Source organism: Cupriavidus sp. OTU4054, assembly GCF_038440175.1.
Lineage (GTDB): Bacteria > Pseudomonadota > Gammaproteobacteria > Burkholderiales > Burkholderiaceae > Cupriavidus > Cupriavidus pauculus_D.
In genome coordinates this window covers 136,950-161,693 of record NZ_JASATF010000005.1, presented here as the reverse complement: position 1 = coordinate 161,693, position 24,744 = coordinate 136,950, and the positions used below count along the sequence as shown (strand labels likewise).

At 64.6% G+C, this 24,744-nt stretch carries 31 protein-coding genes; 27 read left to right on the top strand and 4 right to left on the bottom strand.

Going from position 1 to position 24,744, the window contains the following annotated elements; all coding sequences use genetic code 11:
- Positions 1–3: 3 nt before the first annotated feature.
- The 3 genes from AAHB16_RS08610 to AAHB16_RS08600 all read right to left on the bottom strand — a co-directional run bounded on the left by AAHB16_RS08610 (position 4) and on the right by AAHB16_RS08600 (position 1,299).
- Positions 4–387, bottom strand: coding sequence for a DUF1413 domain-containing protein (locus AAHB16_RS08610; RefSeq protein ID WP_047840189.1), 384 nt, complete (start codon positions 385–387; stop codon positions 4–6).
- 117 nt (positions 388–504) lie between these two features.
- The gene (locus tag AAHB16_RS08605; RefSeq protein WP_047840188.1) at positions 505–1,032 is read right to left on the bottom strand and encodes a DUF3489 domain-containing protein; all 528 of its coding nucleotides are present in this window, start codon (positions 1,030–1,032) and stop codon (positions 505–507) included.
- Positions 1,033–1,122: 90 nt separating this feature from the next.
- Positions 1,123–1,299, bottom strand: a complete 177-nt coding sequence (locus AAHB16_RS08600) for a hypothetical protein (RefSeq protein ID WP_342050623.1) — start codon at positions 1,297–1,299, stop codon at positions 1,123–1,125.
- Positions 1,300–1,405: 106 nt separating this feature from the next.
- Here AAHB16_RS08600 and AAHB16_RS08595 point away from each other — a divergent pair, with 106 nt between their 5' ends.
- From AAHB16_RS08595 to AAHB16_RS08465, 27 genes are all read left to right on the top strand, one after another.
- Positions 1,406–1,933, top strand: a complete 528-nt coding sequence (locus tag AAHB16_RS08595; protein ID WP_034379057.1) for a hypothetical protein — start codon at positions 1,406–1,408, stop codon at positions 1,931–1,933.
- Entirely contained in the window at positions 1,933–3,906 is a 1,974-nt protein-coding gene (locus tag AAHB16_RS08590; RefSeq protein WP_342050622.1) for a phage terminase large subunit family protein, read from the top strand. Before AAHB16_RS08595 ends, AAHB16_RS08590 begins: the two co-directional genes overlap by 1 nt.
- A 17-nt stretch (positions 3,907–3,923) precedes the next feature.
- Positions 3,924–4,130 carry a phage head-tail joining protein gene (locus AAHB16_RS08585; RefSeq protein ID WP_034379059.1) on the top strand — a complete coding sequence of 69 codons (207 nt, stop codon included), beginning with the start codon at positions 3,924–3,926 and terminating at the stop codon, positions 4,128–4,130.
- The gene (locus AAHB16_RS08580; RefSeq protein ID WP_342050621.1) at positions 4,130–5,623 is read left to right on the top strand and encodes a phage portal protein; all 1,494 of its coding nucleotides are present in this window, start codon (positions 4,130–4,132) and stop codon (positions 5,621–5,623) included. Before AAHB16_RS08585 ends, AAHB16_RS08580 begins: the two co-directional genes overlap by 1 nt.
- Before the next feature lies 1 nt (position 5,624).
- Positions 5,625–6,944, top strand: coding sequence for a S49 family peptidase (locus AAHB16_RS08575; protein WP_047835755.1), 1,320 nt, complete (start codon positions 5,625–5,627; stop codon positions 6,942–6,944).
- Positions 6,945–6,947: 3 nt separating this feature from the next.
- Positions 6,948–7,325, top strand: coding sequence for a head decoration protein (locus AAHB16_RS08570; protein ID WP_047835756.1), 378 nt, complete (start codon positions 6,948–6,950; stop codon positions 7,323–7,325).
- Between the two features lie 15 nt (positions 7,326–7,340).
- A complete protein-coding gene (locus AAHB16_RS08565) occupies positions 7,341–8,342 on the top strand; it encodes a major capsid protein (RefSeq protein ID WP_047835757.1) in 1,002 nt (333 codons plus the stop codon).
- Complete coding sequence (locus AAHB16_RS08560) at positions 8,342–8,626, top strand: head-tail joining protein (RefSeq protein WP_047835758.1); 285 nt, start codon at positions 8,342–8,344, stop codon at positions 8,624–8,626. The genes AAHB16_RS08565 and AAHB16_RS08560 overlap by 1 nt, the downstream gene beginning before the upstream one ends.
- Before the next feature lie 12 nt (positions 8,627–8,638).
- Entirely contained in the window at positions 8,639–9,064 is a 426-nt protein-coding gene (locus AAHB16_RS08555) for a hypothetical protein (RefSeq protein WP_342050620.1), read from the top strand.
- A gap of 6 nt (positions 9,065–9,070) precedes the next feature.
- Positions 9,071–9,247: a DUF7210 family protein gene (locus AAHB16_RS08550; RefSeq protein WP_342050619.1), complete on the top strand. Its 177-nt coding sequence runs from the start codon at positions 9,071–9,073 to the stop codon at positions 9,245–9,247.
- 2 nt (positions 9,248–9,249) lie between these two features.
- The gene (locus tag AAHB16_RS08545) at positions 9,250–10,002 is read left to right on the top strand and encodes a phage tail tube protein (RefSeq protein WP_047835760.1); all 753 of its coding nucleotides are present in this window, start codon (positions 9,250–9,252) and stop codon (positions 10,000–10,002) included.
- Positions 10,003–10,013: 11 nt separating this feature from the next.
- Positions 10,014–10,403: a DUF6631 family protein gene (locus AAHB16_RS08540; RefSeq protein WP_342050618.1), complete on the top strand. Its 390-nt coding sequence runs from the start codon at positions 10,014–10,016 to the stop codon at positions 10,401–10,403.
- 50 nt (positions 10,404–10,453) lie between these two features.
- Positions 10,454–10,615 (top strand): hypothetical protein, encoded by a 162-nt coding sequence (locus tag AAHB16_RS08535; protein WP_342050617.1) that lies wholly within the window; start codon positions 10,454–10,456, stop codon positions 10,613–10,615.
- On the top strand, positions 10,593–11,240 hold the full coding sequence (locus tag AAHB16_RS08530) for a DUF6441 family protein (RefSeq protein ID WP_047835762.1): 648 nt from the start codon (positions 10,593–10,595) through the stop codon (positions 11,238–11,240). Before AAHB16_RS08535 ends, AAHB16_RS08530 begins: the two co-directional genes overlap by 23 nt.
- A 3-nt stretch (positions 11,241–11,243) precedes the next feature.
- On the top strand, positions 11,244–14,438 hold the full coding sequence (locus tag AAHB16_RS08525; protein ID WP_342050616.1) for a tape measure protein: 3,195 nt from the start codon (positions 11,244–11,246) through the stop codon (positions 14,436–14,438).
- 2 nt (positions 14,439–14,440) lie between these two features.
- Complete coding sequence (locus AAHB16_RS08520) at positions 14,441–15,412, top strand: hypothetical protein (RefSeq protein ID WP_047835764.1); 972 nt, start codon at positions 14,441–14,443, stop codon at positions 15,410–15,412.
- Positions 15,413–15,421: 9 nt separating this feature from the next.
- On the top strand, positions 15,422–16,564 hold the full coding sequence (locus AAHB16_RS08515) for a hypothetical protein (protein ID WP_047835765.1): 1,143 nt from the start codon (positions 15,422–15,424) through the stop codon (positions 16,562–16,564).
- On the top strand, positions 16,565–18,247 hold the full coding sequence (locus tag AAHB16_RS08510) for a hypothetical protein (RefSeq protein WP_342050615.1): 1,683 nt from the start codon (positions 16,565–16,567) through the stop codon (positions 18,245–18,247).
- Complete coding sequence (locus tag AAHB16_RS08505; protein ID WP_047835768.1) at positions 18,244–19,047, top strand: phage BR0599 family protein; 804 nt, start codon at positions 18,244–18,246, stop codon at positions 19,045–19,047. Before AAHB16_RS08510 ends, AAHB16_RS08505 begins: the two co-directional genes overlap by 4 nt.
- Before the next feature lie 9 nt (positions 19,048–19,056).
- A complete protein-coding gene (locus AAHB16_RS08500; protein ID WP_047835769.1) occupies positions 19,057–19,287 on the top strand; it encodes a hypothetical protein in 231 nt (76 codons plus the stop codon).
- Positions 19,284–19,511 carry a hypothetical protein gene (locus AAHB16_RS08495; protein WP_047835770.1) on the top strand — a complete coding sequence of 76 codons (228 nt, stop codon included), beginning with the start codon at positions 19,284–19,286 and terminating at the stop codon, positions 19,509–19,511. Before AAHB16_RS08500 ends, AAHB16_RS08495 begins: the two co-directional genes overlap by 4 nt.
- Positions 19,508–21,730 (top strand): phage tail protein, encoded by a 2,223-nt coding sequence (locus AAHB16_RS08490; protein ID WP_342050614.1) that lies wholly within the window; start codon positions 19,508–19,510, stop codon positions 21,728–21,730. The genes AAHB16_RS08495 and AAHB16_RS08490 overlap by 4 nt, the downstream gene beginning before the upstream one ends.
- Before the next feature lie 29 nt (positions 21,731–21,759).
- Complete coding sequence (locus tag AAHB16_RS08485; protein WP_047835772.1) at positions 21,760–22,113, top strand: DUF2793 domain-containing protein; 354 nt, start codon at positions 21,760–21,762, stop codon at positions 22,111–22,113.
- A gap of 63 nt (positions 22,114–22,176) precedes the next feature.
- Positions 22,177–22,479: a DUF6127 family protein gene (locus AAHB16_RS08480; RefSeq protein ID WP_342050613.1), complete on the top strand. Its 303-nt coding sequence runs from the start codon at positions 22,177–22,179 to the stop codon at positions 22,477–22,479.
- Positions 22,476–22,952 carry a hypothetical protein gene (locus tag AAHB16_RS08475; RefSeq protein WP_047835774.1) on the top strand — a complete coding sequence of 159 codons (477 nt, stop codon included), beginning with the start codon at positions 22,476–22,478 and terminating at the stop codon, positions 22,950–22,952. The genes AAHB16_RS08480 and AAHB16_RS08475 overlap by 4 nt, the downstream gene beginning before the upstream one ends.
- Positions 22,949–23,413, top strand: a complete 465-nt coding sequence (locus AAHB16_RS08470) for a lysozyme (RefSeq protein WP_342050612.1) — start codon at positions 22,949–22,951, stop codon at positions 23,411–23,413. The genes AAHB16_RS08475 and AAHB16_RS08470 overlap by 4 nt, the downstream gene beginning before the upstream one ends.
- 77 nt (positions 23,414–23,490) lie before the next feature.
- Positions 23,491–23,781 carry a hypothetical protein gene (locus AAHB16_RS08465; protein WP_047835919.1) on the top strand — a complete coding sequence of 97 codons (291 nt, stop codon included), beginning with the start codon at positions 23,491–23,493 and terminating at the stop codon, positions 23,779–23,781.
- A gap of 8 nt (positions 23,782–23,789) precedes the next feature.
- Here the strand turns inward: AAHB16_RS08465 and AAHB16_RS08460 are convergent, their stop codons facing one another.
- Entirely contained in the window at positions 23,790–24,731 is a 942-nt protein-coding gene (locus AAHB16_RS08460; RefSeq protein WP_047835777.1) for a COG2958 family protein, read from the bottom strand.
- Between the last annotated feature and the right edge of the window lie 13 nt (positions 24,732–24,744).

Sequence of the window (24,744 nt, the reverse complement as noted above, 5' to 3'; positions counted from 1 at the left end):
TGATCAGACCCTCTTGTAGACAGCCTTGTTACTGCTGGTGCGACGAACATACATTGCAATAGATGGCTCCATGCCTTCAACCGCTTTTCGGAACCCTTTGCCGAGGCTCTTGCGCTCGCCGCCGCTGAGAGCTTCCCAGTCTTCGTCGGTGCACAGGTCTATCAGCATGAATTCTGAACCGATTTCTTTGGTGCGCACACGATCCACCGCACTCGCAATCAGGTCATCAACGTTCACTGCCTTTCGCGCGGGCACGGGGTTCGGGCTTGCCAATGCAGCGTTCAGCGCCTCGCTGATGAAGGTATCAAGGCTGATCTCCTGCTCCTGACTGTCGATCAAAACCCGGGACAAAAGTGCGTCATCAATTTCCACAAACAGCTTCGCCACAATCTTCTCCTGTTAAAAGCTCTCAAAAGGAGAGCACAGGAGTTATTCTGCCTACCATGAATTAGAAAGTCAAGGAGTTGTGTGGTTTCAAACTCCTTTCGTGATGAGTTTGTATGATCAGGCGATCCGGTACACCCGCTCCCCACCCTGAGCCTTGTCGGAGACGATGGTCAGGCCGAGCTTCTTCTTGAAAGCACCGGCAAAGGTGCCGCGCACTGTGTGCGCCTGCCAGCCGGTGGCGTCGCAGATCTGGCGTACCGTCGCGCCCTCGGCGCGTTGCAGCATCCGGATGACTTCTGCCTGCTTGCTGTTCTCGCGGGTGCGGGGCTTGGCCTGCGCTTGCTCCGGGGCCTTTTCCTTGACCCACTCGGCTTCGGCCGCCGTCACGGCGGCCTCAATTTCCGGGTCTGCGGCCAGTGGCGCAGGCGCGGGACGGGCGCGCCCCATCGCGTCGTAACCCTCGGCAGCGACGAACCAGTCGGTGCCGGAGGGGGTGATCAGGGCGCGGTTGAACAAGCCGTCGAGCACCTTCTTGCGGGCGCCGCCTTTGATGTTGTCGGGGAACCAGTCGATCTTGCCGTCGGTGTGTTCGAGGGCGTAGGCCAGGATCGCGTGCTGTGCCGGGGTCAGTTGGGTGGTGGTCATTTGCTGCTCCTTCGGGGTGGTTGATCGGTTGACGTGATGAACGCGCTGTTCGGGAATGAAGCCAAGCGCTTCCTGCTTGGCTCCCGGCGTTCAATCGAGGAGGTAGAGGTCAGCTTGCGGAACGAGATCCGTGTACCCGGCCCTGTGCAGGACGACGACCTTGCCGTCCCGCCAGCCTTGCACCACGCCGACCCTGCGTTGGTCCTTGGCGTTGTAGTAGGCGACCTGGTCGCCTTTCTTGGTGGGTTGGCTGATGGTCTTGTTCATCGCGTTCTCCTTTGGTTGATCGTGCTGACATCCGTATGAACGCGCTGTCCCCGATGGAAGCCAAGCTGATTCCGAAGGAGTGACGAACCAATGATTGAAGGGGCCGATGGGTATCTCGATTCGCGCTTACGCCCGCCACCGTGGGGTCACCGACACCGCCGTACACAAGGCGATCCGTGCCGGTCGTATCACGCCGGAGGCTGACGGCACCATCGACGCCGACCGCGCGGATCGCGAGTGGGCGCGCAATTCGGAGGCTCCCAAGGCCGGAACGCGCGCCAAGGCCCCGAAGGTCGCCGTGCCGGAGGGCGGCGGCGACGGGCCGGCTGCCTTACCCGCTGGTGGCACATCGCTCCTTCAGGCGCGCACGGTCAACGAGGTGGTCAAGGCGCAGACGAACAAGGTGCGGCTGGCACGACTGAAGGGCGAACTGGTGGATCGGCCGCAGGCCATCGCCCACGTCTTCAAGCTGGCGCGATCAGAACGCGATGCTTGGCTGAACTGGCCCGCGCGCATCTCGGCGCAGATGGCGGCCAAGCTCGGCGTCGATCCGCACACGATGCACGTCGCCCTGGAGGCGGCCGTGCGTGAACACCTGCAGGAGCTGGGCGAACTACGTCCCCGGGTGGACTGATGTTGGACATGGACTACGAAGGCGCGGCGGAAATCGAGCGTGCGTGGCGCGAGGGGCTGACGCCCGACCCGTTGCTCACGGTGTCCGAATGGTCGGACCGGCACCGGATGCTCTCCAGCAAGGCATCCGCCGAGCCTGGGCGCTGGCGCACCAGTCGCACGCCGTACCTGAAGGCGATCATGGATTGCCTGTCGCCGACCTCGCCGGTCGAGCGCGTGGTGTTCATGAAGGCCGCGCAGCTCGGCGCGACCGAGATGGGCTCGAACTGGATCGGCTACGTGATCCACCACGCCCCAGGGCCGATGATGGCGGTGTGGCCGACCGTGGAGATGGCCAAGCGCAACTCCAAGCAGCGGATCGATCCGCTGATCGAGGAGTCGGCGGCGCTGGCGGAACTGATCGCACCGGCGCGCTCGCGCGACTCGGGCAACACCATCCTGGCCAAGGAGTTCCGGGGCGGTGTGCTGGTGATGACGGGCGCGAACAGCGCGGTCGGCCTGCGTTCGATGCCGGTGCGCTATTTGTTCCTCGACGAGGTGGACGGCTATCCGCTGGACGTCGAGGGTGAAGGCGATGCGATCTCGCTGGCCGAAGCCCGCACGCGCACCTTCGCCCGGCGCAAGATCTTCATCGTCTCGACGCCGACGATCTCGGGGGCATCTGCCATCGAGCGCGAGTACGAGGCCAGCGACCAGCGTCGCTACTTCGTGCCGTGCCCGCATTGCTCGCACCGACAGTGGCTGCGCTTCGAGCAACTGCGCTGGGAGAAAGGTCAACCGGAAACGGCGGCCTACATCTGTGAGTCCTGCGATGAGCCGATTGCCGAGCATCACAAGACCTGGATGCTGGAGCACGGCGAGTGGCGGGCGATGACCAGCGACAGCTCGGGCAAGACGGCGGGGTTCCACCTGTCGTCGCTGTACAGCCCCGTGGGCTGGCGCAGTTGGCGCGACATCGCCGCCGCCTGGGACAGCGCCGTCAACAAGGAATCGGGGTCAGCAGCGGCCATCAAGACCTTCAAGAACACCGAGCTGGGCGAGACTTGGGTTGAGGAAGGCGAAGCACCCGACTGGCAACGGCTGGTCGAGCGCCGGGAGGACTACCGCATCGGCACCGTGCCGCAGGGTGGATTGCTCCTGGTGGGCGCGGCCGACGTGCAGAAAGATCGCATCGAAGCGTCCATCTGGGCCTTCGGGCGCGGCAAGGAATCTTGGCTGGTCGAGCACCGCGTGCTGATGGGTGATACCGCCCGCGACGTGGTGTGGAAACGGCTCGGCGAGTTGATCGCCGAGAACTGGACGCACGCCTCTGGCGCGGCGATGCCGCTGGCCCGTTTCGCGCTGGACACCGGCTTTGCGACGCAGGAGGCCTACGCCTTCGTGCGGGTCTGCCGCGATCCGCGTGTGATGCCGGTCAAGGGCGTACCGCGCGGCGCGGCGCTGATCGGCACGCCGACCGCCATCGATGTCTCGCAGGGCGGCAAAAAGCTGCGCCGGGGCATCAAGGTGTTCACGGTGGCGGTCGGTATCGCCAAGCTGGAGTTCTACAACAACCTGCGCAAGAGCGCGGATGTCAGCGAGGACGGCGTGACCACGGTCTTTCCTGCCGGGTTCGTTCACCTGCCCAAGATCGACGCGGAGTTCATCCAGCAGCTCTGCGCCGAGCAGTTGATTACCCGCCGCGACCGCAACGGCTTCCCGGTGCGCGAGTGGCAAAAGATGCGCGAGCGCAATGAAGCGCTCGACTGCTACGTGTACGCACGCGCCGCCGCATCGGCGGCGGGCCTGGATCGCTTCGAGGAGCGCCACTGGCGCGAACTCGAACGACAACTCGGGATGGAGCGGCCACCGGATGAGCCGCCCCCGATACAGACATTCGACCCCGACGAGGCCACCCACAGCGGTGGCCTCGCCGTTTCTGGCACTCGCAATGCCGGTCGGCGCGTGATCAAGAGCCGCTGGCTGACCAGATGAAGACCAATGGATAAGCGATGACCTACACCACCACGCAACTCGACGCATTGAAGCGCGCGCTAGCAACCGGCGAGCGCCGCGTGAGCTTCGGCGACAAGACGGTCGAGTACCGCTCGATTGAGGAACTGCAGGCCGCTATTCGCACGGTCGAGGCCGAGCTCGCCCGTGGCGCTGGCGCGAATCAGAAGCGCCAGATCCGGGTCACCACCAAGAAGGCCACCTGATGAGCTGGTTTTCCAAACTCCGGCGTGGCCTGTTCGGCGGCCCATCACCCACCTATGACGGCATCGGAGGTGGCCGACGCGCGATTGCATGGCAGGTCAGCAATCCAGGCGCGGTTGCCGCCCTGGCCTTCACCCAGAACGAGCTCCGCGCCAAGAGCCGCGATCTGGTGCGGCGCAATGCCTGGGCGGCGGCCGGTGTCGAAGCCTTCGTCGCCAACGCAATCGGCACGGGCATCAAGCCGCAGTCGATACTCACAGACAACGCACTGCGGGAAACCATTCATTCGCTCTGGTGGGACTGGTGTGAAGAGGCGGATGCAGCTGGCTTGACCGACTTCTATGGCCTGCAAGCACTCGCCTGCAGGGCGATGCTGGAAGGCGGAGAGACCTTGGTACGCCTGCGCTATCGGCGCCCCGAAGATGGTCTGGCAGTCGGCCTGCAGCTCCAGTTGCTGGAGCCCGAACACCTGCCTACGACGATGAACCTGGATCTTCCGTCCGGCAATGTGGTCCGGGCCGGCATCGAGTTCGACCGCCTCGGGCGGCGCATCGCCTACCACCTATATCGCTCGCATCCAGGTGATGGTGCACTGGCGCCCATGTCCGGCACGGGCGGCATGGACACCGTGCGCGTACCTGCCGACGAGATCATCCACCTGTTTCGTCCGCTTCGTCCAGGTCAGATCCGGGGCGAGCCCTGGCTGGCGCGGGCACTGGTCAAACTCAATGAGCTGGACCAGTACGACGACGCCGAACTGGTGCGCAAGAAGACGGCGGCGATGTTCGCCGGCTTCATCACCCGCCTCGTGCCCGAGGACAACCTTATGGGCGAAGGTCTGGCGGACGCCAACGGTGTGTCGCTGGCAGGACTGGAACCCGGGACCTTGCAGCTGCTGGAGCCTGGTGAGGACGTCAAGTTCAGCCAACCGGCAGACGTCGGCGCCAGCTACGCCGAGTTCCTGCGTATGCAGTTCCGGGCAGTCGCCGCTGCGATGGGTATCACCTACGAAATGCTCACCGGTGATCTGACGCAGGTGAACTATTCGTCGATCCGAGCCGGCTTGCTGGAGTTTCGCCGTCGCTGTGAGGCGATCCAGCATGGCGTGATCGTTCACCAGCTCTGCCGCCCCATCTGGCGGGCATGGATGGAACAGGCCGCGCTCGAAGGCGCACTCGATCTCCCGGGCTTTGGCGGCCGCAAGCGGGAATACCTGGCCGCGAAATGGATTCCGCAGGGCTGGCAATGGGTCGACCCGAAGAAGGAATTCGACGCAATGCTCACCGCGATCCGCGCAGGGCTGCTGTCCCGTTCCGAAGCCATCTCGGCCTTCGGCTACGACGCCGAAGACATCGACCGCGAAATCGCGGCCGACAACCGGCGGGCCGACGAACTCGGTCTGGTTTTCGATTCCGACCCGCGCCACGACAAAGCGCCCGTCAACGCTGCGGCGACGGCCAGCCAGGCTCCGCCGCAAGAACCCCAGGACAACTGATATGCAGCTCGTACACCTGGCGTCCCGTCTCTACGGGACGCCGCTTCTCATTGCGCGTTCGAAACTGGACGTGATCCTGTCCGTTCTCGGCGCGCGCATCGGACTGCCGGACATCGATGCCGCCGTATCGCTACCCACCCCACAGGCTGCTTCTGCAATGGCGCAGCCCGGCATCGCGATCATCCCCGTGCACGGCACGCTAGTACGACGGGCGATCGGTCTGGAGGCGGCGTCTGGCCTGACGTCCTATGGCGAGATCGCTGCACGCCTCGACGCCGCGCTGGCGGACCCACAGGTCAGCGGCATCCTGCTCGACCTCGACTCACCCGGTGGCGAAGCCGGTGGCGTGTTCGAGCTGGCCGAGCGGATTCGCGCTGCGAACGGCATCAAGCCGGTCTGGGCGCATGCCAACGACTCGGCCTACTCGGCGGCTTATGCCATCGCAGCCGCCGCATCGCGCTTGACCCTGTCGCAAACCGCCGGCGTGGGCTCCATCGGCGTCATTGCGCTGCACGTCGACCAGTCCATCAAAGATGCAAAGGACGGCATCGCCTTCACGGCGATCTATGCCGGCCACCACAAGAACGACTTTTCTCCTCATGCGCCGCTGTCGCCGCAGGCGGCTTCGACCCTGCAGTCGGAAGTAGACCGGCTCTACGGAATCTTCATCAGCCAAGTCGCACAGATGAGAGGTCTTGAGAGCGATGCGGTGCGGGCGACCGAAGCCGGCGTGCTCTTCGGGGAGGCCGCTGTGACGGCCGGCCTGGCCGACGCCGTGATCAGCCTCGATCAGGTCCTGGTCGAGTTTTCCAACGCACTGGGTGCACAGCGCCGCCTGGCGACACCGAGTGCAGGTACTGCGAGGCGCGGCCCACTCGCCCGCGCCTCGCCCATGTCACTGAAAGCCAGCCCGCAGTTTTCCAGCCATCACTACTCTCATTTGGAGCAGACCATGACCGATCACGAAAACCCCAGTCCCCCGGACGAACCTACGCCGGAGACCACGCCAGATCCGGCGGACACCCCGGTGCAACAGCCTCCCGCGCCACCCATGGCAGCCGCGCATGCTGGAGCGCTCACCAATGGACGGATCGAGGCACAAGCCATCGCCGAGATCTGCCTGATAGCTGGGGCGCCGCAGCGCACAGCGGAATTCCTCGCCTCCGGCATAACCGAGGCCCAAGTCCGCCGCGCACTGCTCGAGGCTCGCGCCGACCAGCCCGAGATTGCCTCGCGCATCACCGCCGATGCGGGAGCCACCGTCCGACCGGAAAGCAGCCCAGTCGTTGCCGCCGTCAAGAAACTCGCCACGAAGGAGTAAGCCATGCCTGCCATTCGGGAAACCAACAACCTCGGTGATCTCCTCAAGTACGAGGCACCGAATCTCTATTCCCGCGACCTGGCCACGGTCGCTGCCGGACAGAACCTACTGCTCGGCGCCATCGTCGGCCGCGACAGCACGACCGGCAAGCTGAAGGTGCTCGCCCCGGCCGCCACCGATGGCACCGAGAACGCCGTTGGCGTGCTCGCCGCCGACGTGGACGCGACCCTGGTCGACCGCGAGGACGCGCTGCTGATCTCCCGCCACGCCATCGTCGCCAGCCATGCGCTGCTCTGGCCCGTCGCCATCACCCCCACCGAGAAAGCTACCGCGATCGCTCAGCTCGAAGCGCGTGGCGTCCTCGTCCGAGTCGCCGCCTGATTTAGGAGACACACCATGCAGAACCCATTCACGAATCCCGCGTTCTCGATGGCGGCGCTCACGGCGGCCATCAACATTCTCCCTAACCGCTATGGCCGCATCGAGGATCTCGGCCTTATGCCGGCCAAGCCGGTGCGCCAGCGCCAAGTCATCGTTGAGGAGATGAACGGCGTGCTGAACCTGCTGCCCACACTGCCGCCGGGAGCCCCGGGCACGGTCGGTGTACGCGGCAAACGCACCCTGCGCTCGTTCGTGATTCCGCACATCCCGCACGACGATGTCGTCCTGCCTGAGGAGGTTCAGGGCATCCGCGCCTTTGGCTCGGAGACTGAAACGGAAGCCGTCGCGGGCGTCATCGCACGGCATCTGGAGACCATGCGCAACAAGCACGCGATCACGCTGGAGCACCTGCGCATGGGTGCGCTCAAGGGCGTCATCCTAGATGCCGATGGCTCCGTGCTGTACGACCTGTTCGACGAGTTCGACATCACGCCGCAGACCATCGCCTTCGACCTCGGCAATGCCGGCACCAATGTGAAGGCGAAATGCCTCGCAACCCTGGCCGCGATCGAGGACAACCTCAAGGGTGAGTTCATGAGCGGTGTGCACTGCCTGTGCTCGCCCGAGTTCTTCGCTGCACTGACCGGCCACGCCAAGGTCGAGAAAGCCTTCGAGAACTGGCAGCAGGGCGCCATCCTGATCAACGACGTGCGCCGAGGATTCACCTACGCCGGTATCACCTTCGAGGAGTATCGCGGGCAGGCGACGGACCCATCCGGCACTACCCGGCGCTTCATCGCGGCTGGCGAGGCCCACGCCTTCCCGCTGGGTACGGTCGACACCTTCGGCACCTACTTCGCGCCTGCCGACTTCAACGAGACGGTCAACACCATCGGGCAGACGCTCTATGCAAAGCAGGAGCCGCGCAAGTTCGATCGCGGCACAGACCTGCATACCCAGTCCAACCCGCTGCCCATGTGCCACCGCCCTGGTGTGCTCGTGAAGCTGACGGTGTGATGGTGCGCATCGAAGCTTTCTACGACGCCGCTGGTCGGTCTGGCTTGCTTGTGGATGCGGAAATCGATGGCCACACCATTGCCGTCGACTTCCGCTCGCCAGACGAAACCGTGCTCGACGGGCTGGCCCTGTCTACCGACTACACGATCCGCTTTCCAGCCTCGGCGCTGCCGAGCCTGGCGGCAGGAGACACCGTGTCTATCGGTGGCAGCAACTACCGCGTCCGCGATATCCGCAGCATCGGCGACGGCAGCGAACGCCGCGCGTCACTCTCTCGCCTCTGAGGACTCCTGCTCATGAACTCCATCCGCGAGCGCATCTTGCGAGAGGTCGTTGCGCGCCTCACTGCCGGGGTGGCGCCCGCGCCGGTACTGCGCTTTCCGACCGTGCCGGTGACGCGGGAGGCCAGTCCCGCGCTGCTGGTATTTGCCGAAGGCGACAGCATTACTGCACATGCCAACAACCTCGTCGACCGCCTTCTGAGCGTGCGCCTGGTTGCCGTGGCGCGTGGCGACGACGCCTTCGACCAAGTCGACCTGGCGGTGGTCGCCGCCCACGCAGCCCTGATGAGCGACTGCAACCTTGGCGGCCTTGCCCTGGCACTGCGCGAGGTTGACTGCGAGTGGGACCCGGAGGACGCCGACGTCGGGGCCGTCGCGCTGCCGGCCTGCTACGAGATCCGCTATCGCACCCATGCACTTGATCTGACCCGAACTGGATAAACCGACATGAACATCGAACTACTGAAACCCCACACCCACGCCGGAGTGCGCTATGCCCCCGGCGTGCACCTGGACGTCGACGAGGCCACCGCACGATGGCTGATCGACCACGCCGTCGCCCAGGAAGTCGCAGTGGCCGACGCCGCCCCAAAGCTCGCCACCCCCGTTCGTAAAGGAGACTGACCATGCCGTACTTTTCTGGACAAGGCCGGGTGTACATCGGCGCCCGCGACACCGCCGGCAACCCGCAAGGGCTGAACTTCGTGGGCAACGTGCCCGAGCTCAAGGTGTCGCTGTCGGTGGAAACCCTGGAGCACCAAGAATCGACCAGCGGCCAGCGCCTGGCCGACCTGCAACTGATCAAGACCAAGAAGGGCGAATTCGCCTGCACGCTGGAAGAACTGATCGCCGTGAACCTGGGGCTCGCGTTGTACGGAACGACCACCGACCAGGTCAGCGGTACGGTTACCGCCGAGGCGCTGCCCAATCCGATCACGGTCGGCAGCCTGTACCTGCTCGCCAAGCAGAACGTCTCGTCGGTAGTGGTCAAGGATGCTTCGGCCACTCCCAAGACGCTGCCGGCGGGCCAGTACAGCCTCAACGCCAAGCACGGTTCGCTGTCGATCACGGACAAGACCACGGGCGGCCCCTTTGTGGAGCCGTTCAAGGTCGACTACGCCTATGGCGCGGCCCAATCGACGGCGCTGTTCACCCAGCCGCTGCCCGAGCGCTGGGTGCGCTTCGAGGGCTTGAACACCGCCGACAGCAACCGCGAGGTGGTGATCGACCTGTACCGCGTCGCCATCAACCCGGCCAAGGAGCTGTCGATCATCACCGAGGAGTTGCTCAAGTTCGAGCTCTCCGGGCAGGTACTGGCCGACACGCTCAAGCCGGCCGCCGGCGATCTCGGCCAGTTCGGCCGCATCGTGCTGCTGTGAAGGAGCTGCCAATGACCCCTTCCGATCTCGATGTGCTCGTGCCGCAGGCTCAGGTACTGGAGCTGGCCGGGCAGCGCCTGACCATCAGCCCGCTGGTCGTCGGTGAACTGCCGGCGATGCTCAAGGCCGTGCGGCCTTTTGCCGAACAGTTGACCGGCGAACCGGACTGGCTCGCCTTGCTCTGTGACCACGGCGACGCCTTGCTGGCTGCACTGGCGCTCGCCAGTCGTCAGCCGCGCGATTGGGTGGACGCCTTGGCGCTGGACGATGCGATCACGCTGGCCGCCGCCGTGTTCGGGGTAAATGCCGATTTTTTCGTGCGCCGGGTCGCGCCGAAGGTCGGCGATCTGGCGCAGAGCCTGAACGGCCGCCAGGCTGGATCGACGCCGTCGCGCGCCTGATTCGCAGCGGCCACCGCTACCCGGACATCCTGGGTTACACGCTGGGACAGATGAACGCTTTCCTGGCTGCCGACGGCCGTCTCGAATACGAGCGCCTCTCCACCCGGTTGGCGGTCATGACCGCCGCCGCCCAGGGGAGCCGCGACGGTATCCGCCAGCTGCAAGCCGAGCTCCATCAAGGAATGCGCGATGAAGATCGATCTGGTCGCTGAGGGCCTACTGGACCGGCGGCGTTTCAACGCCTGGCAGGCCGATACCCACAAGGCGATCCACGCCGCCGTTGCCCGCGCGATGCGCGACAGCGGCAAGGATATGGCCGAACAGATACGCGGCGAGATGCGTGCCAGCTTCCGGACGGCCAGCCCCAAGTTCCTGCGCTCGATGCACGCCAAGGTGTTCGACCGCAAAACCAACGAGCTTCCGGCCCTCTACCTCGGCTCGAAGGTGTCGTGGCTGGGCATCCACGAACAAGGCGGGACGATCCGAGGACGGATGCTGATCCCACTGCTACCGCAACACCGGCGCATCGGACGCAAGGCCTTCGCCCGGGTGATCGATGCGCTGATGCGATCCGGCAATGCCTGGTTCGTCGAGAAGAACGGCCAGCAGATCCTGATGGCCGAGAACCTTGCCGAGAACGCCCAACCACTCGCGCGTTTCCGCCGAGCCGAGCGGGAGCGGACTGGTACGAAGCGGCTGCGGCGCGGACAGGAGATTCCCATTGCCGTGCTGGTACGGCGCGTGAGCTTGAAAAAACGTTTCGACCTCAACCGTGCGGTGCGGGTCGAGCTTCCCCGCCTGACGGCGGCCATCCGCAAGGCAATGGCAAAGGTTTGAACGATGGCGAACAACCGTGCCCAGATCCTCATCACTGCAGTCGATGAGACGAGACGGGCTTTCCAGTCGATCAATGGCAGTCTTTCTCAGCTGCGCGACCAAGCCGGTCAGGTCGGAGCTGTCCTGTCCCGCATTGGCGGCGCCATCGGGGTTGGGCTGGGCGTGCGCGAACTGGTGGAGGTCGCCGACCAGTACAAGAACCTGCAGGCCCGTCTGCGGCTGGCAGTCGCCTCGCAGCAGGAGTTCAACCGCGCCGATGCCGCGTTGTTCGAAATCGCGCAGCGCAACCGCGCGCCCCTGGCCGAAACCGTCACGCTCTACGCGCGGCTGGCACCGTCGGTGCAGGCATTGGGGCGTTCGCAGGCGGACGTGCTGGCCGCCACCGATGCCATCGGCCAGGCGGTATCTCTGTCCGGCGCGTCCAGTGAAGCGGCGGCTGGGGCGTTGCTGCAACTGGGGCAGGCCTTCGCCTCGGGTCAGCTGCGTGGCGAGGAGTTCAACTCGGTCATCGAGCAGACACCGCGTCTGGCGCAAGCCATCGCCGACGGCATGGGCGTGCCACTGCGGAGTCTGAGGAAGCTCGCCGAAGAAGGCAAGATTACCTCCAAGGCAGTGCTCGACGCCTTGCTCAAGCAGCGTGGGCGCCTCGCCGAGGAATACGCGAGCCTGCCCGATACGGTCTCGGGCGCACTCACCCGACTGAAGAACGCTTTCCTGCGCGCTTTCGGCGAGCGGGATTCCAATTCGGGGCTTACAGCAGGCCTCGCGCAGGCCCTCCAACTCGTCGCCCAGCATCTGGAACTGCTGATCGATCTGGCCGGCGTCGTTCTGGTCGCCGCCTTCGGCCGGATGGCGAGCGCGTTTGCGACCAGCATTGCCGCCGCCCGCGCCGAAGCGGCGGCGCGGCTGGCCAACCTGCGCACACTCGAAGCTGAGGCACTGGCGCGGGTGCGCGTGGCCGATGCTGCCTTGGCCCAGGCGCGGGCGCAAGGCCTCGCCGCCAGCGCCCTGGTCACCGACGCGGCCAAGGCCCGACTGCAAGCCACCGCCGCCACCAATGCCGTGACGCAGGCCGTCGCTTCCACATCGCTGCTGGGGCGTGCGGCGGGGCTGTTGCGTGGCGCTCTGGCGCTTCTGGGTGGCCCCATCGGTTTGATTGTGACCACGGTGACGCTGCTGGCGGGCGTGCTCTATTCAGCTCGCAATGCGGTGGTCGAGTTCGGTGGCAAGACCGCGTCGATCAAGCAGATCGTTGTCGCCACTTGGGATCTGGTGGTCGAGAAGGTCGGCGAAGTCGTCAGCGTCCTGGGGCGGCTGGTGGGCACCAACGATCTTTCTTGGGCCCGCGTGCGCGAGGTGATGGTCGGCGCACTCAAAACCATCGGCACGGCGATCCGCACGATGGTCAATGGCGTCATTGGCGCGTTCAACGCGGTCGGCAGTGTCGCGGGCATCACGGCGGCCTTCCTGGTCGAGCGTTTCCGCAACGCCTTCTCCGACATCGGCGATCTGGCGCAGGCCTTGGGTCAGGACGTAGCCGCTGCCTTCAGCGGCGACTTTTCGATGCAGTCGCTGCGCGCCGTCCTCGGCCGCCGACTCGGCGAAATGCGCGACTTCGGCAAGGAACTGGCGGGGACCGTGCGCGACGCGGTCACCCGCGACTATGTCGGGGAGGCCGCCCAGGCCATCGCCCACCGTATCCGACCCGAGCAAAACCAGCCCGGCGTCTTCGGCCGTCCGCAACAGCCCTCCAAGCCGACGCCCGACAAGGCTGTCGAGGCCGCCAATCTCGCCCTCGTCGAAGCACGGGCCGAGGCTGAACTCAAGGTTCTTAAGGACGGACTGGATCGTCAGGCTCGTGCCCTCGAAGCGGCCCTCGAAGACCGGCTGATTGCCTTCAAGGACTACTACGCCGCCAAGACGCAGGTCGAGCAGCAGGAAATCGACGCCGAAATCCGCCGGTTGCAAGTCTCACTCGCGGAACAGCAGCGCCTGGAAAAATCGGGACGCGACGAACCCACCCGTCTCAAGGCCAAGGGTGAAGTTGCCAAGCTCGAGGCGGATCTCACCGTCCTCAACCACAAACGCGCCGATGTCGAGATCGCCAATGCCCGCAAGGCCGCCCAGGCCGAGCGCGAACTGCGCGAGGAGTTGGCCAAGGTTCGCGATGAACTGCTTGATCTCACCGGTGCCGCGACCAGCCAGGATCGGCGCGCGGCCATCGAGCGGCAGTACCAGACCCTGATCGAGCGGCTGCGTGCCGAGGGCAATACCGAAGGGGTGGCCACGGTCGGTCGGCTGATCGACGTCAAATCGGCGGCCGCCGATCTCGCCGACTACGAGCGCCAATTCAACGATGCGCTCTCTCGGATGCGCGCCTCGGAGGAGTCGATCAACCTGCAGCGGCAATCGGGGCTGCTCACGGAATCGCAGGCCCGCCAGCAGATCCTGGCGCTGCACCGGCAGACCGGCCAATCGCTCGACGCGCTGCTGCCGCAGTTGGAGGCGGCCGCCACGGCCATCGGCCCGGATGCCGTCGCCCGGGTGCAGGCCTGGAAGAACGAGATCGCGCAGGTGAAGCTGGTCGCCGACGACGTGGCGGTGGCCATCGACGGCGCGGTGCAGGACGGTTTCGCGCAACTCTTCCAGGACATCGGAAGCGGCGCGAAGTCGGCCAAGGACGCGTTCGCGGATTTCGGCCGCTCGGTGCTGCAGACGATCAACCGGATCGCCTCGCAGAAACTGGCTGAAGCATTGTTCGGCAGCCTGATGGGAGGCGGCACGGCAGGCAGCGCCGGCGGATTGGGGGCGTTGATCTCGTCTTTCTTTGGGTTCGCGTCTGGGGGCTACGTGACTGGCCCTGGCACCTCGACCAGCGACTCCATCCCGGCGCGGCTCTCCCACGGCGAGTACGTGGTCAATGCCCGTGCGGTGAGCCGACTCGGGTTGTCGTTCCTGGACGCCATCAACGGCTTGTCTGCCGGGCCTCGCATCCAAGGCGGGCGCTTGGCCTTTGCCGCCGGTGGCCTGGTGCCGGAAGCCCCAGCTCAACCGGCCTCGAACCGAAACATCCGCATCGTCAATGTGATCGACCCGGCGATGGCTGCCGATTACCTCAACAGCAGCGCCGGCGAGCGCACGGTGATGAACCTCATCCAGCGTAACGCCTCGTCGGTGCGCAACATTCTGGGACGCTGAATATGGCCTGGACTTCCGGCACGGCAACGAATGCCGCCGATCTTTTCAACAAGCTGATCACCTTTTTGACCGCCGATGCGGTGCTGGCCGCCGTGGGCGAGGCCTGGACCCTGCTGCGTCGCGACACCTTCATGGCGGACGCAAAACGGGATCTGGTCGAACTGCGCGGCCCCGGTTCCTCGGCGGGCGATGCGATCTACGTGCAGATCTGCCTGTTCGCCGACGCGGCAGCGCCTGCCCATTCGATCCGCGTGCTCGGCTCGCAGTCCTGGCAAAGCGCCGTTGCGATCAGCACACCCGAGGGTCAACCGGGCAGTCTGCTGTCAGGCGCGGGTGCGCTGGGCATCGTGCCGAGGATGCCAGTGTTCAACAGCGCGGTGAGCTACTGGTTCGTCGCCAACGGCCGGCGCTTCATCGTGGTGGCGAAGTCCTCGGCCTACTGGGGCGCCCTTTACGCCGGATTCTTCCTGCCTTACGGCACACCATCGCAGTACCCGTACCCGCTGTTCATCGGGGCTAACACCTCGCGCGGCGACAACTACCAAAGTTCGGATCTCGACATCGCTAACAGCGCCTTCTGGCGCAACGACGGCGAATACGGCAGCTACAGCGCGGCGATCCTGCAGCCGGGCGGCGGCTGGGTCGGCACGAACCGCTTCGATACAACTTACACAGGCCGCACGTGGCCATGGGCGATGTCGCTGGAGACCAGGAAAAACAGCGTAGGGCGCTACGACATGGGCAACCTCACGCAGTTGCCGAGCGGGGCGAGTCCTCTGCTGCCGGCCATCCTCTACGACTGCGCGACCTCGCGTGCCTTCAACGTCTGGGGCGAACTCCAGGGCGTGTTTGCCGTGCCGGGTTTCAGCGTAGCCGCAGGGGACACCGTGACGGTGGGAGGCACATCCCATCTGGTCGTGCAGGCGGCAACTTCCACCAATGCGGCGCGCTTTGCCGCCATTCAACTAGCTTGAGGCGATTCAATGGCCTACATCACCGGCGCGTCGGCAGACATCAACACGCTGCTGACCGCCATCAAGAATTTCGCGATCGCCAACGGCTGGACGGCCAATGCAACCGACACCTTCACGCTGACGTTTCCGACCTACGGATCGAATGGCGGCGCCACGCACGCCGGCACGATGTCGATGATTTCCTCGGTCAGCAGCTCCGATGCGTACAAGAACCAGGCGGAAACGAGCCTGATCGCGAACCGGGTCGTGCTGACCAAGAATGGCGTGTCCTACCAACTGTTCGCGGTCAACAAAAAGCTCGTCAAGAACGGCGTCAGTGGCACCTACGCCTGCCTGGAGGCCTGGGTGTGCGACGGCTTCGCTGCCGGCACGGCCGCCAACCTGCAGACCAACAACCGCAAGTTCGTCATGGTAGGTCCCTTGGCCACCTCGCTCTATGCCTACCACCTGTTCTCCAACGGTGACTTCGTGCACGTGGTGATCGAGGAAATGCCGGGCCGATTCCGCCATCTGTCCTTCGGCTTCATCAACAAGTACGGTGCGTTCGCTGGGGGACAGTACCTGACTGCAAGCTGCCCCGTCGAGGCATCCACGACCACTCCCTACGCTTTCAACACCTCGAATCACTCAATCCCCTTCGGATCGAACGGTCAAGCGACGTCGCGAGCGGCGCTCGCATCGAACGGCTACCCAGGCAGCTACGTCCGGGCCGACATCGATGGCTGGGCGGTCGGCTGGCGCCTGTTGTCTACCAACTATTGGGATACAGCCAACCTCGATGCCTACGGCTGCTCGACGTACTCCAACTCGGTGAACAACCGCGCGGGCTATATCTCGGGAGGGCCTCAGGTTTCCTTCCATACCCTGGCACACGATCTGGCCTACCACTGCTCGCCGCAGAGCTACAACGGCCTGGCGCCGATGATGCCGTGCTACGTCGGCGTGAACCGCACTCCATACGTCGGCACCTGGACGCTGCTCGGCGAGTTCCCCGATGTGCGCTTTCTGAACATCGCCAACTTCAATTCGGGCGACGAGCTGACCCTTGGCACCGACGTGTGGAAGATCTTCCCGCTTTGGAACAAGGCCTACACGATCGGGGTGGAGCCGATCAGCTACGACTACGGCGTGGCCTACCGCAAGGTGGTGTGAATGCCTGACTTCGCCGGGGCTTTGAGCTCTGCCATCCTGGGCGGCGCGGCGGGCGCGGGCATGAATGCTCTGTGGGACCTCGGTCGTCCCGGATATTTCGAGCCGGCCACCGCCGTCGCCGCAATCATCGGCGCGGTGGGCGTCATCGCCAGTGGCCAGCCCTCGCCCGAGGCCCTGATCGCCCACACCGGTGCGCACTGCGGTTCGTTCTCGGACGACTACTACCACCGGATCTACCTCCAGCCTTCTCGGATCGAGTTCGGTAACCTCGTCATCCCCGCGACCCGTACCGTCGAGGTCTGGAACGCGTTCCTCGACCCGGTGACGATCTTCCAGCTCGACGGCGACACCGAGGGCCTGTCCCTGGGGTTCTTCCCCCCTGCGAGGATGCGGGGACTGGAGGACATCTTCTATGAGGTCACGGCGACGCTGGACGGCCCGAGCTTCGTCGATACGCTGCTGACGCTGCATTTCTCAGCCGGCGGCACGCGGAATTTGGCGATCAGCTATGGCCGGGTGCTGGTCATGGGGCTGCCGCAGGACTGGCAAGGTGGCTTCACCGAGCGGCTGGAGTGGCTCACTGACGTGCTGACGATGCGCGACGGCGGCGAGCAGCGGATTCGGCTCCGCGCCGATCCCCGTCGCTCATTCGAGTTCGACGTGCTGGAGTACGGCAATGGCGGGCAACTGGATCTGCTGATGAACGTCTGGCAGTCGCGGGTATATGCCGTGCCGGTATGGACCGACAAAGCCTGGCTCACGACAGCCATCCATCCCGGCGACACGGCGCTGGCCGTGAGCACTGCGGATCTGGACTACCACGCCGGGGGGCTCGCCATCGTCGGATCGCCAGCAGGCTCCACCGAGGCGCTGGAAGTCCTGTCCCTGACCTCCGGGACGATCACGCTCAAGCGACCGGCGCTGGGGAACTGGCCCGAAGGCTCCTGGATCGCACCGGCCCGGCTGGGGCGGTTGCCCGCCCAGCAGACCGTCACTCGGCCAACGGCGGCGATTTCGCAGGCCAAACTGCGCTTTGAGCTGGAGGATCTGGCCTCGACGGTGGCGGCGACGAGTTCACCGACTCAGTACCGAACCTACGACACGCTGCTGCGGCACCCCAACAGGGTCGAAGATGTCAGCATCGATTACCAGAGGCTCGTCGACGTGTTCGATCACGACACCGGTACGCCGGCCGTGATCGACATCCCGAATCGTCCCTTCATCTTGCGCCGCTACCAGTTTCTGCTGCCGGATCGCGCCGACCTCACCGCGATGCGGGGCTGGCTCGCCGCCCGTGCAGGTCGGCAAGTGCCTTTCTGGGTACCGACCTGGGAGCGTGGCCTCGAAGTCGCCCAGCCCTTTACCTTGGATGCAACGGAAATTCTGGTCCAAGCCCGGGGCTTCGCCACCTACTACCAGGCCATGCCCGGCCGGCAGGACGTGGCCTTTCTGCACAACGACGGGTCTTGGACCCTGCGCCGGATAACCGCCTTCGAGTTCGTGGACGGGGTCGTGGAACGGATGCGGATCGATGCCGCGCTGGGACGGGCCTGCGCGCCGTCCGATTTGCGGATCGTCTGCTTCCTGGAACTGGCCCGGCTGGAGAGCGATGCCGTGGAAATATTCTTCGAGACGAATCGCGTGGCGCGCGTGACCCTGCCCATTCGGAGCATCAACGGATGACCTATCAGAGCATTGAGGCGAGCCTCCATTCGGGGCAGCCGGTCGAGTTGTACCGGTTCGCTCTGGGCGCCACTGTCTGGTGCTACGCGTCGGCACGAAATGCCGTGACCTACAACGGGGAGAAGTACATCCCGGCGCCGATCCGGCGCTCGGAGATCGAGCAGACGCAGGAATTCGGCCGCGCGATGCTGAACCTGGAGGCAGCGCTCGACATTGGTGTCGTGCAGTCCTTCATCGTGACCCCGCCCGATGGGGTGCTGTCGCTCACCATCTTTCGCCAGCATTTGACCGATCCGGGCGCCGAGTTCATCACCTGGTGGAAGGGGCGCGTCGTGTCGGTGGTGTTCAGCGGCGTCACGGTCCAGATGCGCTGCGAGCCGATCTTCACAACGCTCAAGCGCTCGGGGCGCCGGGCGAACTACCAGATCAACTGTCGCCACCCGCTGTACCACGGCGGCTGCAAGGTCAACGCGGCCGACTACAAGACGGCCGGTATCGTCGAGAGCGTGGCGGGGCTGGAGGTAACCGCGTCCGTCTTCCTGCCCAAGCCAATTGCCTGGTTCGTCGGCGGCCGGCTCATGGCCGCCGGGGCACAACGGATGATCGTCGCTAGCTCCGGCGGCGCGGTGACCCTGTCAGCGCCGATTCCAGGCCTGAAGGCCGGCGACGCGTTTGAGGCGTATCCGGGCTGCGACCACACGCTCGCGACCTGCGCCGCCAAGTTCGGCAACCAGCTGAACTACGGCGGCTTTCCCTACATTCCCCTGAAAAATCCCTTCTCGGGGGATGCCATCGTTTGAGGTGCCGCCATGTGGCAATACCTGATCGTGTGGGTGATCACGACGGTCCTGTCGTCGCTGCTTGCCCCGAAACCCAAGACCACCACGTCGCAACCCGGCGATGTCGATGCCCCTGTTGCCGCGACCGACAGCCCGATCCCGGTGCTATTCGGCACGCGGACGATCAAGCAGCCGAACTGCGTCTGGTTCGGCGATGTGCGCGCGACGCCGATCAAGAGTAGTGGAGGCGGCAAGAAATGACCGTATTGATAATCGCCACCCATCTCGATGCCAAGGCTCTCGGCTACTGCAACGCTGGGCTACGCCGATGGTTTCCACGTGACGGCGTGACTTTTGATGATTTTCGCCAGCAGGGCGTGAGCACCGACTGGCTACGAGCCACCGGAGATGCAATGGCCATCCGACTGGCCGAGTACGTCGAGCAGCAGGCCCTTTCCGTAACGAATGAGGGAGCCAAGGCATGAACGGCGGCGGTAAAGGCAGCAAGAGCGTCACGGTCGGCTACCGCTATTACGCGGGGATGCATCTGGCGCTGTGCCACGGTCCGGTCGATTCGCTCAACAGGATCGTGGTCGGCGAGCGCACAGCGTGGTCGGGGTCGTTGACGTCCGGCGGACGGATCGCCATCGATCAGCCGAACCTGTTCGGCGGCGACGAGCGCGAAGGTGGCATCGTCGGTGCCGTGGATCTGGTGATGGGCAATGCCTCGGACGGTCAGAACGACTATCTCATCTCCAAGCTGGGCGCCAATGTGCCGGCTTTCCGGGGCGTGGTGTCGCTGGTGCTGCGTCAGCCGCAACTGTCGGCGATGAACCCCTATATCAAGCCTTGGAGCGCCGAGCTCACGCGGATCATCCGGCGCTCCGACGGCTCACCGCAGTGGTACTCGGACAAGGCCGCCATCGCCGGTGACATGAATCCGGCGCACATCATCTATGAGTGCCTGACCGACCGGACCTGGGGCCGCGGCTACAGCTCGGCCGAGATCGACGACGCATCGTTTCGCGCCGCCGCCGACACGCTCTACGCCGAGAGCTTCGGGCTCTCGATCCTGTGGGACCAGCAGCAAGACATCGAGGCGTTCATCGAGCGCATTCTGCAGCACATCGACGGCTCGATCTATGTGAGCCCGCGCACCGGGCTGTTCACGTTGAAGCTGACCCGCGACGACTACGATCCGGCCTCGCTCCTGGAGCTGAACCAGACCAACGTGATCCGACTGGAGTCCTTCGAACGGACCTTGCCCGAGGAGCTGATCAATCAGGTCACGCTGTCCTACCACGACCGCACGACCGACAAGAGCGTGTCGATCTCGGTGCAGGACATCGCCGGCATCGAACGGTCCTTTGGCGAAATCAAAGATGCCAAGGTCAGCTACGAGGGCGTGGCCAATGGCGCTCTGGCTGCGCGCCTGGCGATGCGGGATCTGCGCCAACTGTCGGCCACCCTAGCGAAGATCACGCTGGTGGCCAACCGCACCGCCGCCAGCCTCAACATCGGTGACGTGTTCAGGTTCTCCTGGCCCGAGTTGCGGATCGAGCAGTTGATCCTGCGAGTGGCGCAGATCAGCTACGGGACACTGGCCGACGGCCGGGTGCGGATCACCTGCGTCGAGGACGTGTTCGGCCTGCCCGATGCCGTTTATCTGGCGCCTGCGGAGAGCGGATGGGTCGATCCCCGGCAAGCGCCCATTGCCGCGAACTTTGTGTCGGTGAGCGAACTGCCGTATTGGACGATTGTTCACGAGCTGACGGGCGAGTCGGCTGCCGCCCAGGCCGAGATCGATCCGAACGGCGGGTTCCTGTCCGTCTCGGCCGTTCGCCCCACGGATGCGGCGATCAACTACGCGGTGCTAACCCGGCAGGGATCGGCGGCCTTCGAGAAGATCGGCGTCGGCGACTTCATCCCGTCCTGCGTACTCGCCAATGACATCGGGCAAACCGAGACGGTGTTGAACGTGCTCTACGGGGTCGATCTGGATCTGGTCATGCTGGGCACCTACGCGCAGGTTGGCAGCGAGTTGGTCGCAGTGAAGGCGGTCAATGTGGCCGCCAACACCGTGATGGTGGATCGGGGCGTGCTGGACACGGTGCCGGCGAAGCATTCGGCCGGTGCGCGGCTGTACTTCGTCGAAGACGGGCAGTTCTACAACACGAGCCAGTACCTGAGTGGAGAGACGGTGCAGGCCAAGGTGCTGCCTGCCACTGGTATGGGTGTTCTCGCCGAGGCGTCGGCGCCGACTATCAGCTACACGTTCGCCAAGCGGCAGATCAGGCCCTATCCGCCCGGCAAGTTCAGGGTCAACGACCTCGACTACAGCCTGAGCTACATCACCGGGGCGGTGACGGTCAGCTGGGCGCACCGCAGCCGGGTGCTGCAGACCGCCTATCTGGTGACGCAGGGGGAATCGAATATCGGGCCAGAGCTCGGGACGACCTACACCGTGCGGATCTATGGCGAGGCGGGGACGCTCAAGCACACCGAAACGGGACTGATCGGCACGAGCTGGACCTATCCGATGGCCACCGAGATTTCTGAGAGCGGCCTGAATCGGCCGAACGAGAGACTCACCGTCAAGGTCGAGGCAATACGCGACGGCCACACCAGCTGGCAGACCCAACAAATCGACATCCCCGAGTGCCGGGGCTACGGGATGTTCTACGGGGCAAGTTATGGGGAATGACCCCGGCACAACGAATTGAGGAGGATGAAATGGCAGCGACACAAGGCCCTAATCTGGGCGTGAACTACGGCTGGACCGCCCGCGAGTCTGGGTGGAACACCGGAATGGATGCCAACCTGAAGCTGCTGGATGCGGTGCTGCAGTTGTCGGCGAAGTCGCGCACTTTGGCAACGCCGCCGACCACGCCTACGAACGGCGACCGGTACATCGTGGCACCCAGCCCTACCGGTGCGTGGGTCGGAAAAGCCGGCCAGATCGCCGTGCGCATTGATGCGGGATGGTCGTTCTACACCCCGAAGATCGGCTGGACCTGCTTCATCGAGGATGAGGGCGTGCTCTCGGCCTACAAGGCAACCGGCTGGAGCCCAGGGCTCGCTATCTGATCGTTCTTTTTTCACCCCTGAAACCCGCCCGCGAGGCGGGCTTCGCATTTCTGGAGACTACCGATGACTGATCCTGACAGCAAACCCGCGCTCGTCGAGAACATGCTCCTGTTGCGCAAGGAGGACTTCGACGAACTGCTTGCCCACGCCGCCGAACGCGGTGCCGAGCGTGTCCTGTCCCACCTTGGCCTGGAAAACGGCCACGCGGCCCGAGACATCCGCGAGCTACGCGACCTGCTCGAAGCCTGGCGCGAAGCACGCCACACCGCGTGGCAGACCTTCGTGAAGGTGCTGACCACGGGCATCCTGGCCGCGCTGCTGGTCGGTGCCGCCATCAAACTCAAACTGATGGGAGGCCCCCAATGATCGAGACATTACTTGGTGGCCTCCTCGGTGGGGCCTTCCGTCTCGCCCCTGAAATCCTCAAGTGGCTCGACCGCAAGGGCGAGCGCGGCCACGAGCTGGCGATGCAGGACAAGGCACTGGAATTCGAGAAGCTGCGCGGCGCGCAGAGGATGTCGGAAATCGGTGCCGGAGCCGAGGCTGCATGGAACGTCGGGGCCATCGAGACACTGCGCGAAGCTGTCCGCACCCAAGGCGAGAAAACCGGCGTGCGCTGGGCTGACGCCTTGTCGATCAGCGTGCGACCGGTCATCACCTACTGGTTCATGGCCCTGTACTGCGCCGCCAAGACGGCGGCGTTCGCGGCCGCCGTGACCGCTGGCGCGGGCTGGAGTGTGGCGATCCTCCACGCCTGGACGGAGGCCGATCAGGCGCTGTGGGCCGGGGTGCTGAACTTCTGGTTTCTTGGGCGCGTGTTCGACCGGGTGCGCCCGTGATCGAGGTGCCGAAAACGGCCATCGAGCTGGCCAAGCGCTTCGAAGGCTTCCACCGTATTCCGAAGACCGATCCGGGCCGCGCACATCCCTACATCTGCCCAGCCGGGTATTGGACGATTGGCTACGGCCACCTGTGCGACCCGAAGCATCCGCCGATCACCGAAGCGGAAGCCGAGGTCTATCTGGCGCGCGATCTGCAAACGGCGCTGGCGGCGACCCTGCGCTACTGCCCGGTACTGGCCACCGAGCCAGAGGGACGGCTCCCAGCCATCGTTGACTTCACGTTCAACCTTGGGACAGGGCGATTGCAGACGTCGACGCTCCGGCGACGAATCAATCAGAGGGACTGGTCAGGCGCTGCCGCTGAGCTGCGCCGTTGGGTCTATGGGGGCGGAAAAGTGCTGCCCGGACTCGTCACACGACGAGAGGCGGAGGTCGCCGTGCTACTTCGCAACGCTTGATCCGAGAGCATGCGGAAGAGCTTGGCTTCCGGGCCGAACAGCGCGTTCATGTCATTCCCCGCAACGGAGAAATGCCGATGACCAAGGGATACAAAAAGGCCGTGATCGAGGACACCGTTTCTCACGGCATCGACGAGGTCGGAAAGTCCAACCTGCTCGACCTGTTCGAGTACGCCATGAAGTCAGTTGCGACCACGCTGGTTCGTGAGGCCAGATTCGACACGAGCGACTTTGCGACGGCGAAACAGCGAAACTGCGAGGGCTTTCAGTTGACCCTGCAGCGTCTGCACATTGACGGCCGAGATGTCTGGCAAGGCAAGTTCAGCAGAGCCGAACAGCAACTCACGGTAATCGCTTCCCTCGAATAGCCGGGCGCCTACTCGGCCTCTTTCGGCACATCCCAGTCGGCTAGCCGCGCTTCGCCGGTCTGGTAGAACTGCTTTACCAGCTTCACGTACTCCAGGAAGTCCTTGTTCTCGGTCGCCAGCCGGTTGGCAGTGTCCCAATCGATCTCGCCGCGCTCCCTGGCCGGAATCAGAACCTGACTTTCAGAGGGATTATCGACATCCAGCTTGATCAGGCCAATGCCGTGGGCTGCAAACAGCATTCGCAGCTCTCTCAATGTGTCCTGGCCCTCGATCTCGGCGGCCACCAGGTAGCCGAAGTTGGCCCACGATGAGTTCGAGACGGACTGAAAGAAGCACTCTCGGACGTTTGACCGGTTGATCAGCAGCTTGACCTCAAACGACCACAGCTTGGTGCGCTTGTCGGAATACTGATTGACGCAGTCCTTGACCTCTTGGTGCCAGTCCGCGCCCAAGTCCTCCATGCCGACCAGATCGGGGTAGAGCCAGCGGTTGCCGTTGGGTCCGCGCTTGTTGGACGAGCGCTTCTCATCGATCCGCTTTGAATACACCTCGAACTCTGCCCAGAGGTAGCTTGCCAGCAATGGGTACAGACCGTGTTCCCCGATCTTGGCTTCTTCTTTGCCCACCGGAGCAGTGACGCCGACGTTCTCCACCGCCGCCACTTCAGCGCTGTCCGATTTCTCAGAAAAGTAGTACTTCCGTGGGCGGCCCTCTGTCGTCTTGAGGCTGGGGTGCTTCTTCTGCAGGCGCGGACGCTGTGAGCCGATCTCCGCCACCAGCTGCTGCAGCAGGTCGGCGTCGGTCTCCAGCGCCTGACTGCTGGCCTTTTTGGCGTGGCACTCGTCCGGGAAGGCCGCGAAGATCCACTCGGCAATCTGCCGGGCGGAGAACTTCTCTTCAGGATGCGCGGTCAGGTAGTCGACGACCGCCTTGCCAAGGTTAAGCGCCATGTTGTTATTCCTT